Source organism: Geobacillus sp. PLS 41 (assembly GCF_056494105.1).
In genome coordinates this window covers 3,306,498-3,318,424 of record NZ_CM151395.1, presented here as the reverse complement: position 1 = coordinate 3,318,424, position 11,927 = coordinate 3,306,498, and the positions used below count along the sequence as shown (strand labels likewise).

Sequence of the window (11,927 nt, the reverse complement as noted above, 5' to 3'; positions counted from 1 at the left end):
TGCTTTAATTGCTGCGGCGCTTGGCCGCTCCGGTGGGGAAGGAGAAGCGATGCGACTCGCCGAGCCGATTGTCGACATGGCACTCGCCTTCATTGTGTTTGGTGTGCTCGTTGGGCGGTGGTTAGCATGTAGAGGCCGCCTGCTTACTTCAGTACCTGATATCATGCGCTCGCTTTTCCCAAAAGATGAGCTGTTTTTTTCTTGCTATAAGAATTATAGGGAGCTTGCCAGCTGGCTTCTCCTTCAAATTTTCTATCGTTCTGCTTGTAAAACAAAAAGCGGATGGAGGCTTGCCTCATCCGCTTATCGATAATTCACAAACTGCACCTCAATCGGCAAATCCGCTTCGCGAATGGCGGCGATCACCTTTTGCAAGTCGTCTTTGCTTTTGCCGCTGACGCGAATTTGGTCATCTTGCACTTGGCTTTTCACTTTCAAGCCGGTGTTCTTGATGATCGTGGTGATTTTTTTCGCGTTTTCTTTGTCGATCCCTTGGACAAGCTTGGCGCGCTGGCGCACTGTGCCGCCTGCGGCCGGCTCGATTTTGCCGTATTGGATGTTTTTCGTCGCCACCCCGCGTTTAATGAGCTTGCCGATGAGCACATCTTTCAGCTGCTCAAGCTTAAACTCGTCGTCGGAGATGAGAACGAGCTCGTCTTTCTCGAGCGAAATGTCGCTTTTGCTTCCTTTGAAGTCGTAGCGCGTTTTGATTTCTTTCATGGCGATGTTAATGGCGTTCGCCACTTCCGACAAATCGACTTTGGATACGATATCAAACGAACTTTCTTTCGACATACGTGACCTCCCGGGCGTGTGATGTACTTTCATTATAGAAAAAGGTGGGAGGAAAGACAACAATGATCAAAGGGGCAAGAAGGTTAGTTTCGTCCTTTATCCGGAAGAGGCCGGCATGTAGCACCATGCTGAAAGCGGGACTTGATGCAGGGGGAACAATGTGAAAAAGGCGGTGTTTCGGCCGCCTTTTTTGTCATTTTGCTCACAAATGATCCGTCTTCTTCGAATACGCGAACTTCCCGGCTTCGCGGTTTTTCTCGCGCATCATGTTTTTCTCATGGCGCTTCGCTTGGTTGTCGCGCGCTTTTTTGTCATTGTCGCTTGTGTTTGGCATCGGCAGCCCCCTCCTTTTGTTTCGATCGTCCATCATTAGTATGCGGTAAATGGAAATGAACTATATGGAAATAGGGGAAGGTAGTTTGTGGAAAGATAAATTGAGAATTTTTCTTAACAAATGGTTCGCTTCAGAGTATAATTAAGTACAAAAATAGAGATAAATGTTTGTAATAGGGTAGATATAGGTGTTTAACGATCATTTTTTATCTAAAATGTTCGTAAAGGGGAATGAAAAATGAAACGAAAACCGTTTGTCCCCTTCAAGCTTCCTCTTAGCGAAGATGTCGTGAATCAAATGCGTTTTCTTCGCGAATTGATCGAAGCGAATAAGGCGATGGTTGAGTATCAAACGATGCTGCGGCATTCAAAGCTGCATCCGCGATTTCTGCTCAGGCCGATCATGCTGAAGGAGGCGGTGCAGTCGACGAAAATTGAAGGGACACAAGTGACATTGGATGAAGTGATGGAGACTGAAGCACAAAGCAGAAAAGCGAACAGCGATGTGCGAGAAGCATTAAACTATTATGAAGCATTAGTGGCAGGGATGGATGCGCTGAAAGAGATCCCGATTTCGACTCGGTTGTTTAAGCAGTTGCATCGAATTTTGTTGTCAAACGATGTACGCGGATCCCATCGGTCGCCAGGGGAATTCCGAAGGGTGCAAAATTTCCTCGGTCCGGAAGGATGCACGATTGAAACAGCCGCTTACATTCCTCCGGAGCCGCATCTTGTCAATGAGTATATGTCAAATTTAGAGAAATACATTCATGAACCGAACGATGATTATGATGAATTAGTGAGAGTAGCCATAATTCATGCGCAGTTCGAAACGATTCATCCGTTTCTGGACGGAAACGGTCGGATTGGAAGAATTTTGATTCCGCTCTATTTGTATAGTAAGGGTGTCATCGATTACCCGAACTTTTTTGTCAGCGATGTGCTTGAACGGGATAAGCACAAGTATTACCGCTATTTGAATGATACCCGCTACAAAGGCGACTGGACGCAATGGATTCAGTTTTTCTTGCAATGCGTCCATTTACAAGCGAAACAAAATGTTCGATTGATTCAAAAAGTAAACGATTTGTATGAAGAGGATTTGGAAAAGGCAAGTGCGCTTGTGAACAGCCATAATATTCGAACCGTTGTCAATGTCATGTTCCAGCACCCGATTTTTACCGCGAACATGATGGCGGAGTTGACCGGTTTGCCGGAAGCGACGGTTCGGCGCTATTTGAATCGGTTTGAGGAACAGCAACTCATTTTCTCGGATGGCCGGATGCGGTCCAAAACGTACTACTACTACAACCTTCTTGATCAACTTCGGTGATGAGGACAGGCGCCTGTGTTGTGCAGGCGCCCGTGTTTTGTCCGGCGGGAAAGGCGTCAGATCTCAATATATTTGTTCAGAAAAAAGAGGGCAATCGTCCCCGGTCCGGCGTGTGCGCCGATGGCGCTGCCGATGTCGGAGAGGAAAAAGCGCGTGCAGCCGTGCGTTTCTTCGATCATTTGTTTCAGCTCCAAGGCGGTTTCTTCGTCATCGGCATGGCTGATGCCGATCGTTTGCTTTTGCAGATCGTCGCCGCGCTCGCCCATCAACTCGACCATGCGCTTTAACACTTTTTTTCGCCCGCGCCATTTTTCGAGCGGAATAAGCGCCCCGTCTTCGACATGGAGAAGCGGTTTAATGTTCAGCAGCCCGCCGAACGCCGCGGCGGCTTTACTGATGCGGCCGCCGCGCGCCAAGTAATCCAAGTTGTCAACGGTGAAAATGTGTTCCATATGGCGGCAATACGCCTCGATCGTTTCACAAAGCAAGTTGTACGGTGTGTTTTGTTTCGCCAGCTCGACTGCCTTCATGACGGCGAGCCCTTGGCCAAGAGAGGCACATTTCGAGTCGATGATCGTCAGGCGAAATTCCGGATATTCATCAAGCAGCTCGCTGCGGACGGCCATCGCCGTTTGGTATGTACCGGATAATTTCGATGAAAAGGCAATGTAAAGGCATGGCCGGTTTTCTTTGGCATACGGCAAAAACAGCTCCTTCATCGCCAGTGGGCTTGGCTGTGCCGTTTTCACCGTATGCCCTTGGCGCATGGCGTCATATACTTGCTTCGGCTCGATCGTGATGCCGTCTTCGTAATCTTGGCCGTTCCAATGAACGACAAGCGGCAAAAAGGCGATTTGATGCTCGCGGATGTACGACTGCGGCAAATCGGCTCCGCTGTCGGTGATGATTTGAATGGGCATGGTTCGTCCCCCTTTTTGTGAACAAAAATGAATATAGTATAGCCGCATCGAATGAACGGACGATTTTGGCCGGTGAACAGCGATTCATTATCTTCTCTTAGTGTAGCGGTTTTTCGGACGGAATACAATGGAAAATCTCGAGCGGGCGAAAGAAACAGCTGCGGGAAACCGCAGCCGTTTAGTGGGTGAGCTCATCAAGCTCGGCTTGAAATTGACGCAACTGCGCTTTTTCCGCCGTGTTGGAATGCGCATAGGCAGATGACAAGGCGTTTTTGGCGATGGCAATGGCGCGGTCGACGTTCATGTCGATTTCGCCGTTAGCCGCTTGTTTGGCCTGCGCGACCGCTTTGCGCGCCTCTTGGAACAGGCGGTTGCCCATCGCTACGCTCCTCCAAGCGACGTTTCCATCGCTTTTTCCGCTTTGCGCGCTTCCGCCTCGGCGTACGTTAAATGATAAGGGATTCGCTTGTCATGCCGTTCAACCGCATCGACGCTTTGTTGGACGAAACGCTTCGATTTGTTTCGTTTGCCCATGACGGATTCCCCCTTTAAAATATGAAGACGCGCGTTGCGTCACGTATAGTGTAACCGCACGGGGGGAACAGTAGTAAGGAAATTCGTTACAACACAAGTCGCTCTACAAAGCGGCGAGGCGGTTGGAGCAAGGCGAAAAGAGAAGCATCAGCCAGCGTTTAGATTGTAGGAAGCAGATAAGGCTGGTGATGGAACGCGGAAAACGCTCCAGCAAAGCGTTCGCCAACGGAGCAGCATCGAAACAGTTCTTTTTTCTGTTCATGAACATTTTGGAGAAACGCGCTTTTTCATCCATCTTAATCGACGGCGCCAAAAAAGGCGGCTCGGAAGCCGCCGCGATGGAAACTACAAACGAAGCAAATCCTGCAAATATACACCGACGCCGTCTTCTTCATTGGTTTTTGCCACATCGTCGGCAATGGTTTTCAACGGTTCGATGGCGTTGCCCATCGCAACACCGAGACCGGCCCAGTCGATCATCTCGAGGTCGTTGTCTTCATCGCCAAAAGCAATGACGCGCTCCCTTGGGATGCCAAAATAGTCGGCGACTTGTTTTAAGCCTGCAGCCTTATGGACGCCATGGCGGATGATTTCAATGACATGCCACGGTTCGCTCCAGCGCCGTTGGTGGATGACGTTGGCGTATACATTCGCTAAGTGTGATTGAATCCGCTCGATATGATCATCGTCCGTGTACACGAGCACGCTCGTCGGATCTTTGCCGAGCGAGCGGCGCAAATCACCGATTTCCACGGTCGGGTTGCCAAGGCGGACGATGTCAAGCAACACCTCGTCATGTTGGTGGAAATAGACATCGTCTAACACTTCGGCCATCATATTCTTGATTCCATAGGATTCGCTGATTTCAACAATGTCTTTGACGATCGCAAGCGGCAGCGGGTAATGGTGCATGCCCCACGACGGCTGGCGCGGATGGTGGACAAACGCGCCGTTGAAATTGACGATCGGCGTTGCAAGGCCAAGTTCTTCGTAGTACATGGAGCTTGCCCGGTACGGGCGGCCGGTGGCGATGACAACAAAATGGCCGGCGTCGATGGCGCGGCGGATGACGTCTTTGGTAAATGGAGAAATCGTTTTATCCTCTTTGAGCAACGTTCCATCCAAATCCAACGCGATTAAATACGGCTTCATGTCCGACTCCTTTGCCCTCGTTATTCTTTACACTACATAGTGTAACTCTTTTCCAAAATCGCTGTCCATATGGTAAACTATACAGCGATGGAAAAAGAAAAGGGGTTTGTGCAACCATGGTGATCATTGAACAGGAACAGTTGGCCGGCGTGCCGGTTCTTCACGTTGTCAAGCCGGAAAAGCGGGACGAACGGCTGCCGCTGATTTTCTTTATCCACGGCTTTACGAGCGCCAAAGAACATAATTTGCATTTCGGCTACTTGCTCGCCGAGGCGGGCTACCGCGCTGTGCTTCCCGACGCGCTGTTTCACGGTGAACGGGACGAAGGCTTGAGCGAACGGAAATTGCAGCTGTCGTTTTGGGACATTGTTGTGCGCACGATCACCGAAATCGAGGAGATGAAAAACGACCTTGTAAGCCGCGGGCTGGCTGACCGAGAACGGATTGGGCTCGCTGGGACATCGATGGGCGGAATCGTCACGTTCGGCGCGCTCGCCGTCTATCCGTGGGTGAGGGCGGCGGTGGCGCTCATGGGCTGCCCGAACTACAGCGCCTTTTTTGATGAGATGATTGAAGAAGGAAAGCGGCGCCAAATCGACATTCCGCTGCCGCCGACGCTGCTTGCGCTCGAAAAAGAAAAGCTCGCCCGCTACGATTTATCCAAGCAGCCGGAAAAACTCGACGGCCGGCCGCTGTTCATCTGGCACGGGAAAGCCGACCAAGTCGTCCCGTATGCTTATACATATGAGTTTTACAAGCAAATTAAACCACTTTATGAAGGAAACGAAGACCGGCTGCAATTCATCGCTGACCCGCACGCCGGCCATAAAGTGACGCGTGAAGCGTTTTTGGAGACGGTGCGCTGGTTTCGCGAGCATGTGTAAGCAAAATCGGCAATGAGGAAACGAACATGTTTGTGGTCAGCTAAAGCGTGCTTCACAAGAGGGAATCCGCCTTTTAAAAACAAAAAAGGCGGATTTTTCGTTTGAACACATTTTTTATTCAAATGAATATTTGAATATAAGGGGGAGATATGCTATTCTATATTCAAACGAATATTTGAATATTGACAAGGAGCGAGAAGGAATGCACCGTCATGATGTGTGCGACGTTTACTGTTATGACGAAGAGAAGGTCGAGCGGGTTCAGCGGCGGCTTCGTGATGAAAACATTGCCGCGATCGTGCCGTTTTTCAAGGCGCTTGCCGACGAAAATCGGGCGAAGATCGTGTATGCGCTTTGCGGTGAAGAGGAGTTGTGCGTCTGTGACCTAGCGAACGTCATTGGTGCGACGGTGGCGACGACATCGCATCATTTGCGCATCTTGTACAAACAAGGCATCGTGAAATATCGGAAAGAGGGAAAACTCGCCTTTTATTCACTGGATGACGACCATATTCGCGAGCTGCTGCTTGTCGCGCTCGCCCATCGGAAAGAGGGGGACGGCCGTGGGGAATGAACAAACATTAGATCGGCTCGAGGCCAAAACATACCGCGTGCAAGGACTGACGTGCACAAACTGCGCAGCTAAGTTTGAGCAAAACGTGAAATCCTTGCCCGGCGTGAAAGAGGCGAAAGTGAATTTCGGCGCCGCCAAGCTCACCGTTTGGGGCGAGGCGACGATTGATGAGCTTGAACAAGCGGGAGCGTTTGAACGCCTGAAAATTCGTGAAGAACGCGAGCGCACCATCCGGCGGGAGCCGTTTTGGAAGAAGAAAGAGAACAGGAACGTCCTTGTCTCTGCTGTATTGCTTCTGATTGGCATTGCGGCCGATGCGGCGGACAAGGGGATGCTGGCGATTGCGATGTATTTGGCGGCGATCGTGATCGGCGGCTACTCCCTGTTCTGGACGGGGCTCCGGAATCTGGCCCGCTGGCAGTTTGATATGAAAACATTAATGACGATCGCTATTCTCGGTGCGGCGGCGATCGGCGAATGGCAAGAGGGAGCAGTCGTTGTCATTTTATTTGCCATCAGCGAAGCGCTCGAGAGCTACTCGATGGATCGAGCACGGCGGTCGATCGCCTCGTTGATGGAGATGGCGCCCGCTGCAGCGACGATTCGGCGCGGTGCGGAGGAGGTGACCGTTCCGGTCGAAGACGTTCGCGTCGGGGATGTCATGATCGTCAAGCCGGGTGGAAAAATCGCTTTGGACGGCATTGTCATAAGCGGCGCCTCCACAGTGAATGAAGCGGCGATCACCGGCGAAAGTCTGCCGGTGGAAAAAGCAGTGGGGGATGCAGTGTTTGCCGGGACGCTGAATGGAGAAGGATTCCTCGAAGTTGAAGTGACAAAGCGGGCGGATGAAACGACATTGGCGAAAATGATTGATCTTGTAGAAGAGGCGCAAGCGGAGCGGGCGCCGTCGCAAGCGTTCGTCGACCGGTTTGCTCGCTATTATACGCCGTTTATTATCGTGACCGCGCTTCTGATCGCCATCGTTCCGCCGCTCGTGATGGGCGGGGAGTGGCTTGATTGGATTTACCGCGGTCTTGCCGTTCTTGTCATCGGCTGCCCGTGCGCGCTCGTCATCTCCACCCCGGTGGCGATTGTGACGGCCATCGGAAACGCGGCTCGGCGCGGCGTGCTCATCAAAGGCGGCGTGCATCTCGAACAAATCGGCCGGCTGCGTGCCGTTGCCTTTGATAAAACCGGGACGTTGACGAAAGGGAAACCAGCCGTGACCGATGTCGTCGTGTATGAAGGAACACGTGAGCAGCTGTTGGCCATCGCCGCCGCCATCGAAAAACGGTCGCAGCACCCTTTGGCTTCTGCCATCGTCCGCAAAGCGGAAGAAGAGGGAGCACCGTTTCTTGATGTGGCCGTCGAGGAGTTTCAATCGCTCACCGGCCAAGGAGTGAAGGCGGTGATTGCGGGGAACACGTACTATATCGGCAGCCCCGCTTTGTTCACCAGTTGGATCGGGAAGTTGCCCGATGAAGCGGAAAAGCAAATCTCTGCCTTTCGGGACGAAGGAAAAACCGTGATGGCCGTCGGCACGGCCGATCGGCTGTTGGGGCTTGTCGCCGCGGCCGATCAACTGCGGCCGTCCGCCCCGGAAACGGTCGCCGCGCTGCGGCGCCTTGGGGTGGCGGAAGTGGTGATGGTGACGGGCGACCACGAGCAAACCGCACAGGCCATCGGCCGTCAAGCGGGCGTATCCGATATTCGCGCCGAGCTCCTTCCGGAACAGAAGCTGGCGGCGATCCGCGAGCTGAAAGAACGTTGCGGCATGACCGCCATGGTCGGCGACGGGGTGAATGACGCCCCTGCCTTGGCCGCGGCCGATATCGGTGTGGCGATGGGCGGGGCGGGGACGGATGCCGCCTTGGAAACAGCCGATGTTGTGCTCATGGCCGACGATTTGCGCCAGCTGCCGTACACCGTCCACCTTGGGCGCCGAACGCTTGCCGTCATCCGGCAAAACATCGCCGTCGCCTTAGGGCTTAAAGTGCTGGCACTCGTGGCCGCCGTCCCGGGCTGGCTCACCCTTTGGCTCGCGGTGTTCGCCGATATGGGCGCGACGCTGCTAGTGACACTCAACAGCATGCGCCTATTGCGGGTGAAGGAATGAGACGGGGCTGCGGGCAGCGAGATACATCGTCCCACTTAGAAGAAGTGCATTTGTCCTCTCTCATGAAATGCGTGGAAAATATGGGTGCTTTCTGACGATGAGAGACGGTATAATGAAGAGGAAAACATCACAGCTGATTAGGTTGAATGTTTGGGGATAGCGGCTGTTGGATGGAACCATCGTTTTGGTCTGTTCATGAAAATCGTGGGGAAGAGGGGCGTCATGAAGGGATCTCGAAAAGAAGAGAGGCATGAAACGCAACGGACAGAAGAGATTCAACGGATGGATGACCGGGTGTTTTCGCCGGCCGAAGAGTTGGATCGGATCGCCGCGGGAGGGGCGATGAAGCGGGAAGCCCTCGATTGGCGAGGATTTCCCCGGTGGATTCGATATGTCGGATACATCGCCTTCGCCTTTTTTGTCATCGTTCCTTTGATGGCATGGTTGTGGAACGTGTTGCTTGAATAGCCGATCAAACGCCAACCGGAGGCGGGTCTCATGGAGGAGAAAAACAAACGACACGGAAATGCCCGTTGTTCCGTGTCGTTTTGTTTGCGCTCTGTTGTTAATCCTCCATCCCTAAAGCGTACAAGTAATGGCGCAAGCTTTCTTCGACACATGCGGCGATCAGTTGAATGAACGGAGTGACCTCACCTTTGACGCTCGCTTTTTCCAACGCTTCGTAATACTTCCGGCGCTGTTCCGGGTTTGCTTTCACAATAGCGGGCGGATAGCCATGCTGCATTAAAATGAAATTCATCATTAAGCGGGCGGTTCGTCCGTTTCCGTCAGCAAATGGATGAATGTATACGAGCTGAAAATGGAAACGAGCCGCCAGTTCGATTGGATGAAGAGCATGTTGATTCGTTTCATACCAAGAAAACAATCGATTCATTTCATCTTGTATATGCAAAAAGTGAGGGGGGGTGTACGAGCTGCCGGAAATGCGCACATTGTATGTTCGATATTTCCCGGCATTTTCATTGTCAATGCTCTTTAATACTAAATAATGGACCTGTTTCAACACGTGCTCAGTCAAATGTTCTTTGTTTGCGACTAACTCTTCAATAAAGTCAATCGCCTCCGCATGGTTAATAGCTTCCAAATGTTCCTTAAGCCGTTTCCCGCCAATGGTAATCCCTTCTTCTATGACTAGCTTTGTTTCCAGCAAGGTTAACGTATTGCCTTCGATGGCGTTCGAATGGTACGTCCATTCGATCCGAAATGATTCCCGCAAGTTTTTCACCAACCCTGGAGGCAAAGGGCGCAACGCATCCAACCGTTGTTTCAGCTCGTCGATTTTGGCAAACATCGCTCTCACCTCTTGGTATATGATTCGCGGCCTCGATTCGTTTTTCCTTTAAATAGCCAAGCGATGGCTCTCGTTTTTTCTATATGATACAAAAATAAAGGGCGGGGAGTGTTCAGCAGTTGCAGAACAATGAAACAACCGCCCGCCCAACACGGGCGAACGGCGAAAAGGGGATGGAAAAAGTGGAGTGTTTCAAGAAAAATGCCCAAGCTGCCGGAGCGCTTCTTCGCTCATTCGCTCCGGCGTCCATGGCGGGTTCCATGTCACTTGGACGCGCACGTCACGGATGCCGTCAATGTGCTCAAGCGCCCGTTTGACGCCGCCGGCGATCGAGTCGTGAAGCGGGCAGCCGGGGGTCGTGAGCGTCATCAGGACATTGATATGCCCATCTTCGATTTTTAAGTCATAAATCAACCCTAAATCGACGACGTTAATGCCGAGCTCCGGATCAAGGACCGTTTTCAGCTGTTGAATGGCAAGTTCGCGGACATCCATCGTTCTTTTCCTCCTCATTCGCTTATTTTCGGAAGACCGTTAAAATCGTTCCGGCAAAGGCAACGCTTAATCCAGCCAACAGCACTTGAGTGATGGCGAACAGCGGCACGCTCGCGACAGCAAGCGCAACGGCCGCCAGCGCGAGGGCGATGAGCCATAGGCGGCATTGGACGGTGACGGCTCGCTCATTCATCATTTGTTTTAACGTCGGCACGTTTTGTTGGCCGACTTTTTCGCTGTAGCGATGCGTCCACCATAAAAACGGCACGATTTTGAACAAATAGCCGACGATGCTGAAGAGAATCCAGCCGACAATGAATAGATAAACAATGATGCCAAGCAGCCGTCCGCTGCCGACGACGATGGCGACAAAGGCGGCAACGTGCAGCACAAGGCCGATGACGATGGCCGAAAGCGAAAAGCGGAACGGGCGGTCAAGCGTTTTTTTCATCCGCTTTTGCAAAATGGCGCGGATATGCCAGGCGAAAACAACGAATCCGCTCATGAGCAAGGCTGCACCGGCTGCAAGCCATGCGTGGCTTCGCAAGAATAAGCTGGCGAACGCCACAGCAATCCCGCTGATGTACAGCGCATAGACGTAACGCGCCGGCCGCAGCGAAAAGCCGTGGGCGAGCGAGAACATCGGCGCCATTTTGTACGAAAAGCCTATGATGAGCAGTGTGAACCAGCCGCACAGCCCGAACAGCACATGCAAGCCGAACACCGTTTCATGACTGTTGGCGCCTGTGGCGGCGAAAAAGTGAAAGGCAAGCAGCCCTCCGGCGGCGCCCGTCAGCAGCAAAAACAACAAGGAAGTCGCGACAAACAGCGTCATGATCGTTTTGTTTTTTTGTTGTTTTAATGTCATCGCCATTTGCCAGACAAACAGCACGATGCCGAACAGCAGAAGCAAGCCAGGGAGAAACGCCTGGTTTGGCGTAAACGCTAAACTGGCGGCAAAGGCGACGATGCCGAGAGCGGTGATCGCAAACTGCCAAAAACCGAGCCGCTCGCTCCAAATCGGCGTCAAAAAGGCGACCGGAACGAGCTGGTACATCGCCCCCATGGCCGTCATCAATGCAAAGCCAAGCAACGCCAGGTGGGCCGCCGCCCACACGAACGGCAGCCGGAACGCGCCGCTGCTAAGTGAGGGAATCGCTCCAAGCAACATAAGCTGCGACGCGGCGAACGCCAACACGGCGAACATGATAAACGAGAACGGAAGACGGACGTCTGTTTCCGTCCCCGTGCGAGTAGGAAACACGTTGCTCATCCTTTCGTAATGCGGATTTCAAAACTGCCGTCTTCACGTGCGACCGTCTCGTGCCGGTAGCCAAGCTCGTCAAGCTGCTCGTACAAAAACATCGGGCGGCGGTCGTTGATGATCGTCAACGTTTCGCCTTGGTTGAGTTTGGCGAGGGCGGCTAGCGTCCGCATCATCGGCTGCGGCGGCTCGAGTCCGCGGTTATCGAGGATCAT

At 52.5% G+C, this 11,927-nt stretch carries 15 protein-coding genes; 5 read left to right on the top strand and 10 right to left on the bottom strand.

The features are described 5' to 3' along the window. Positions 1-303: 303 nt before the first annotated feature. Both ACVX3G_RS16590 and ACVX3G_RS16585 read right to left on the bottom strand, forming a co-directional pair. Positions 304-795: a YajQ family cyclic di-GMP-binding protein gene (locus tag ACVX3G_RS16590; RefSeq protein ID WP_011230245.1), complete on the bottom strand. Its 492-nt coding sequence runs from the start codon at positions 793-795 to the stop codon at positions 304-306. A 202-nt stretch (positions 796-997) separates the two neighbouring features. Continuing rightward, positions 998-1,129 carry a DUF3941 domain-containing protein gene (locus ACVX3G_RS16585; protein WP_008879040.1) on the bottom strand — a complete coding sequence of 44 codons (132 nt, stop codon included), beginning with the start codon at positions 1,127-1,129 and terminating at the stop codon, positions 998-1,000. A 237-nt stretch (positions 1,130-1,366) separates the two neighbouring features. On the opposite strand from ACVX3G_RS16585, the gene ACVX3G_RS16580 reads away from it, so the two are divergent. Next, complete coding sequence (locus ACVX3G_RS16580) at positions 1,367-2,461, top strand: Fic family protein (RefSeq protein WP_011230246.1); 1,095 nt, start codon at positions 1,367-1,369, stop codon at positions 2,459-2,461. Positions 2,462-2,517: 56 nt separating this feature from the next. Here ACVX3G_RS16580 and ACVX3G_RS16575 read toward each other — a convergent pair whose 3' ends face one another. From ACVX3G_RS16575 to ACVX3G_RS16560, 4 genes are all read right to left on the bottom strand, one after another. Then, positions 2,518-3,381, bottom strand: a complete 864-nt coding sequence (locus ACVX3G_RS16575; RefSeq protein ID WP_020279201.1) for a DegV family protein — start codon at positions 3,379-3,381, stop codon at positions 2,518-2,520. A gap of 178 nt (positions 3,382-3,559) precedes the next feature. Further along, a complete protein-coding gene (locus ACVX3G_RS16570) occupies positions 3,560-3,760 on the bottom strand; it encodes a DUF3813 domain-containing protein (RefSeq protein WP_014195081.1) in 201 nt (66 codons plus the stop codon). Between the two features lie 2 nt (positions 3,761-3,762). Then, complete coding sequence (locus tag ACVX3G_RS16565) at positions 3,763-3,915, bottom strand: hypothetical protein (protein ID WP_011230248.1); 153 nt, start codon at positions 3,913-3,915, stop codon at positions 3,763-3,765. Between the two features lie 345 nt (positions 3,916-4,260). Continuing rightward, complete coding sequence (locus ACVX3G_RS16560; protein WP_021322547.1) at positions 4,261-5,067, bottom strand: Cof-type HAD-IIB family hydrolase; 807 nt, start codon at positions 5,065-5,067, stop codon at positions 4,261-4,263. A 116-nt stretch (positions 5,068-5,183) separates the two neighbouring features. On the opposite strand from ACVX3G_RS16560, the gene ACVX3G_RS16555 reads away from it, so the two are divergent. The 4 genes from ACVX3G_RS16555 (at position 5,184) to ACVX3G_RS16540 (ending at position 9,109) form a co-directional block, all read left to right on the top strand. Beyond that, on the top strand, positions 5,184-5,951 hold the full coding sequence (locus tag ACVX3G_RS16555; RefSeq protein ID WP_011230250.1) for an alpha/beta fold hydrolase: 768 nt from the start codon (positions 5,184-5,186) through the stop codon (positions 5,949-5,951). 202 nt (positions 5,952-6,153) lie between these two features. Further along, positions 6,154-6,525: an ArsR/SmtB family transcription factor gene (locus tag ACVX3G_RS16550; protein WP_011230251.1), complete on the top strand. Its 372-nt coding sequence runs from the start codon at positions 6,154-6,156 to the stop codon at positions 6,523-6,525. Beyond that, on the top strand, positions 6,515-8,641 hold the full coding sequence (locus ACVX3G_RS16545; protein ID WP_011230252.1) for a heavy metal translocating P-type ATPase: 2,127 nt from the start codon (positions 6,515-6,517) through the stop codon (positions 8,639-8,641). Before ACVX3G_RS16550 ends, ACVX3G_RS16545 begins: the two co-directional genes overlap by 11 nt. Positions 8,642-8,863: 222 nt before the next feature. Then, the gene (locus ACVX3G_RS16540) at positions 8,864-9,109 is read left to right on the top strand and encodes a hypothetical protein (RefSeq protein ID WP_011230253.1); all 246 of its coding nucleotides are present in this window, start codon (positions 8,864-8,866) and stop codon (positions 9,107-9,109) included. 97 nt (positions 9,110-9,206) lie between these two features. On the opposite strand, the gene ACVX3G_RS16535 is transcribed toward ACVX3G_RS16540, so the two are convergent. From ACVX3G_RS16535 to ACVX3G_RS16520, 4 genes are all read right to left on the bottom strand, one after another. After that, positions 9,207-9,953: a Fic family protein gene (locus tag ACVX3G_RS16535; protein WP_020279205.1), complete on the bottom strand. Its 747-nt coding sequence runs from the start codon at positions 9,951-9,953 to the stop codon at positions 9,207-9,209. A 192-nt stretch (positions 9,954-10,145) separates the two neighbouring features. Continuing rightward, positions 10,146-10,448, bottom strand: coding sequence for a metal-sulfur cluster assembly factor (locus ACVX3G_RS16530; protein WP_011230255.1), 303 nt, complete (start codon positions 10,446-10,448; stop codon positions 10,146-10,148). A gap of 22 nt (positions 10,449-10,470) precedes the next feature. Beyond that, positions 10,471-11,721 carry a membrane protein gene (locus tag ACVX3G_RS16525; protein ID WP_020279206.1) on the bottom strand — a complete coding sequence of 417 codons (1,251 nt, stop codon included), beginning with the start codon at positions 11,719-11,721 and terminating at the stop codon, positions 10,471-10,473. Next, positions 11,718-11,927, bottom strand: coding sequence for a DUF2249 domain-containing protein (locus tag ACVX3G_RS16520; protein ID WP_011230257.1), 210 nt, complete (start codon positions 11,925-11,927; stop codon positions 11,718-11,720). Before ACVX3G_RS16520 ends, ACVX3G_RS16525 begins: the two co-directional genes overlap by 4 nt.

Bases quoted from the DNA above. Each gene is read 5' to 3' on its own strand.
- ACVX3G_RS16590 (WP_011230245.1), bottom strand. From the start codon at position 795: ATGTCGAAAGAAAGTTCGTTTGATATCGTATCCAAAGTCGATTTGTCG.
- ACVX3G_RS16585 (WP_008879040.1), bottom strand. From the start codon at position 1,129: ATGCCAAACACAAGCGACAATGACAAAAAAGCGCGCGACAACCAAGCG.
- ACVX3G_RS16580 (WP_011230246.1), top strand. From the start codon at position 1,367: ATGAAACGAAAACCGTTTGTCCCCTTCAAGCTTCCTCTTAGCGAAGAT.
- ACVX3G_RS16575 (WP_020279201.1), bottom strand. From the start codon at position 3,381: ATGCCCATTCAAATCATCACCGACAGCGGAGCCGATTTGCCGCAGTCG.
- ACVX3G_RS16570 (WP_014195081.1), bottom strand. From the start codon at position 3,760: ATGGGCAACCGCCTGTTCCAAGAGGCGCGCAAAGCGGTCGCGCAGGCC.
- ACVX3G_RS16565 (WP_011230248.1), bottom strand. From the start codon at position 3,915: ATGGGCAAACGAAACAAATCGAAGCGTTTCGTCCAACAAAGCGTCGAT.
- ACVX3G_RS16560 (WP_021322547.1), bottom strand. From the start codon at position 5,067: ATGAAGCCGTATTTAATCGCGTTGGATTTGGATGGAACGTTGCTCAAA.
- ACVX3G_RS16555 (WP_011230250.1), top strand. From the start codon at position 5,184: ATGGTGATCATTGAACAGGAACAGTTGGCCGGCGTGCCGGTTCTTCAC.
- ACVX3G_RS16550 (WP_011230251.1), top strand. From the start codon at position 6,154: ATGCACCGTCATGATGTGTGCGACGTTTACTGTTATGACGAAGAGAAG.
- ACVX3G_RS16540 (WP_011230253.1), top strand. From the start codon at position 8,864: ATGAAGGGATCTCGAAAAGAAGAGAGGCATGAAACGCAACGGACAGAA.
- ACVX3G_RS16535 (WP_020279205.1), bottom strand. From the start codon at position 9,953: ATGTTTGCCAAAATCGACGAGCTGAAACAACGGTTGGATGCGTTGCGC.
- ACVX3G_RS16530 (WP_011230255.1), bottom strand. From the start codon at position 10,448: ATGGATGTCCGCGAACTTGCCATTCAACAGCTGAAAACGGTCCTTGAT.
- ACVX3G_RS16525 (WP_020279206.1), bottom strand. From the start codon at position 11,721: ATGAGCAACGTGTTTCCTACTCGCACGGGGACGGAAACAGACGTCCGT.
- ACVX3G_RS16520 (WP_011230257.1), bottom strand. From the start codon at position 11,927: ATGATCCTCGATAACCGCGGACTCGAGCCGCCGCAGCCGATGATGCGG.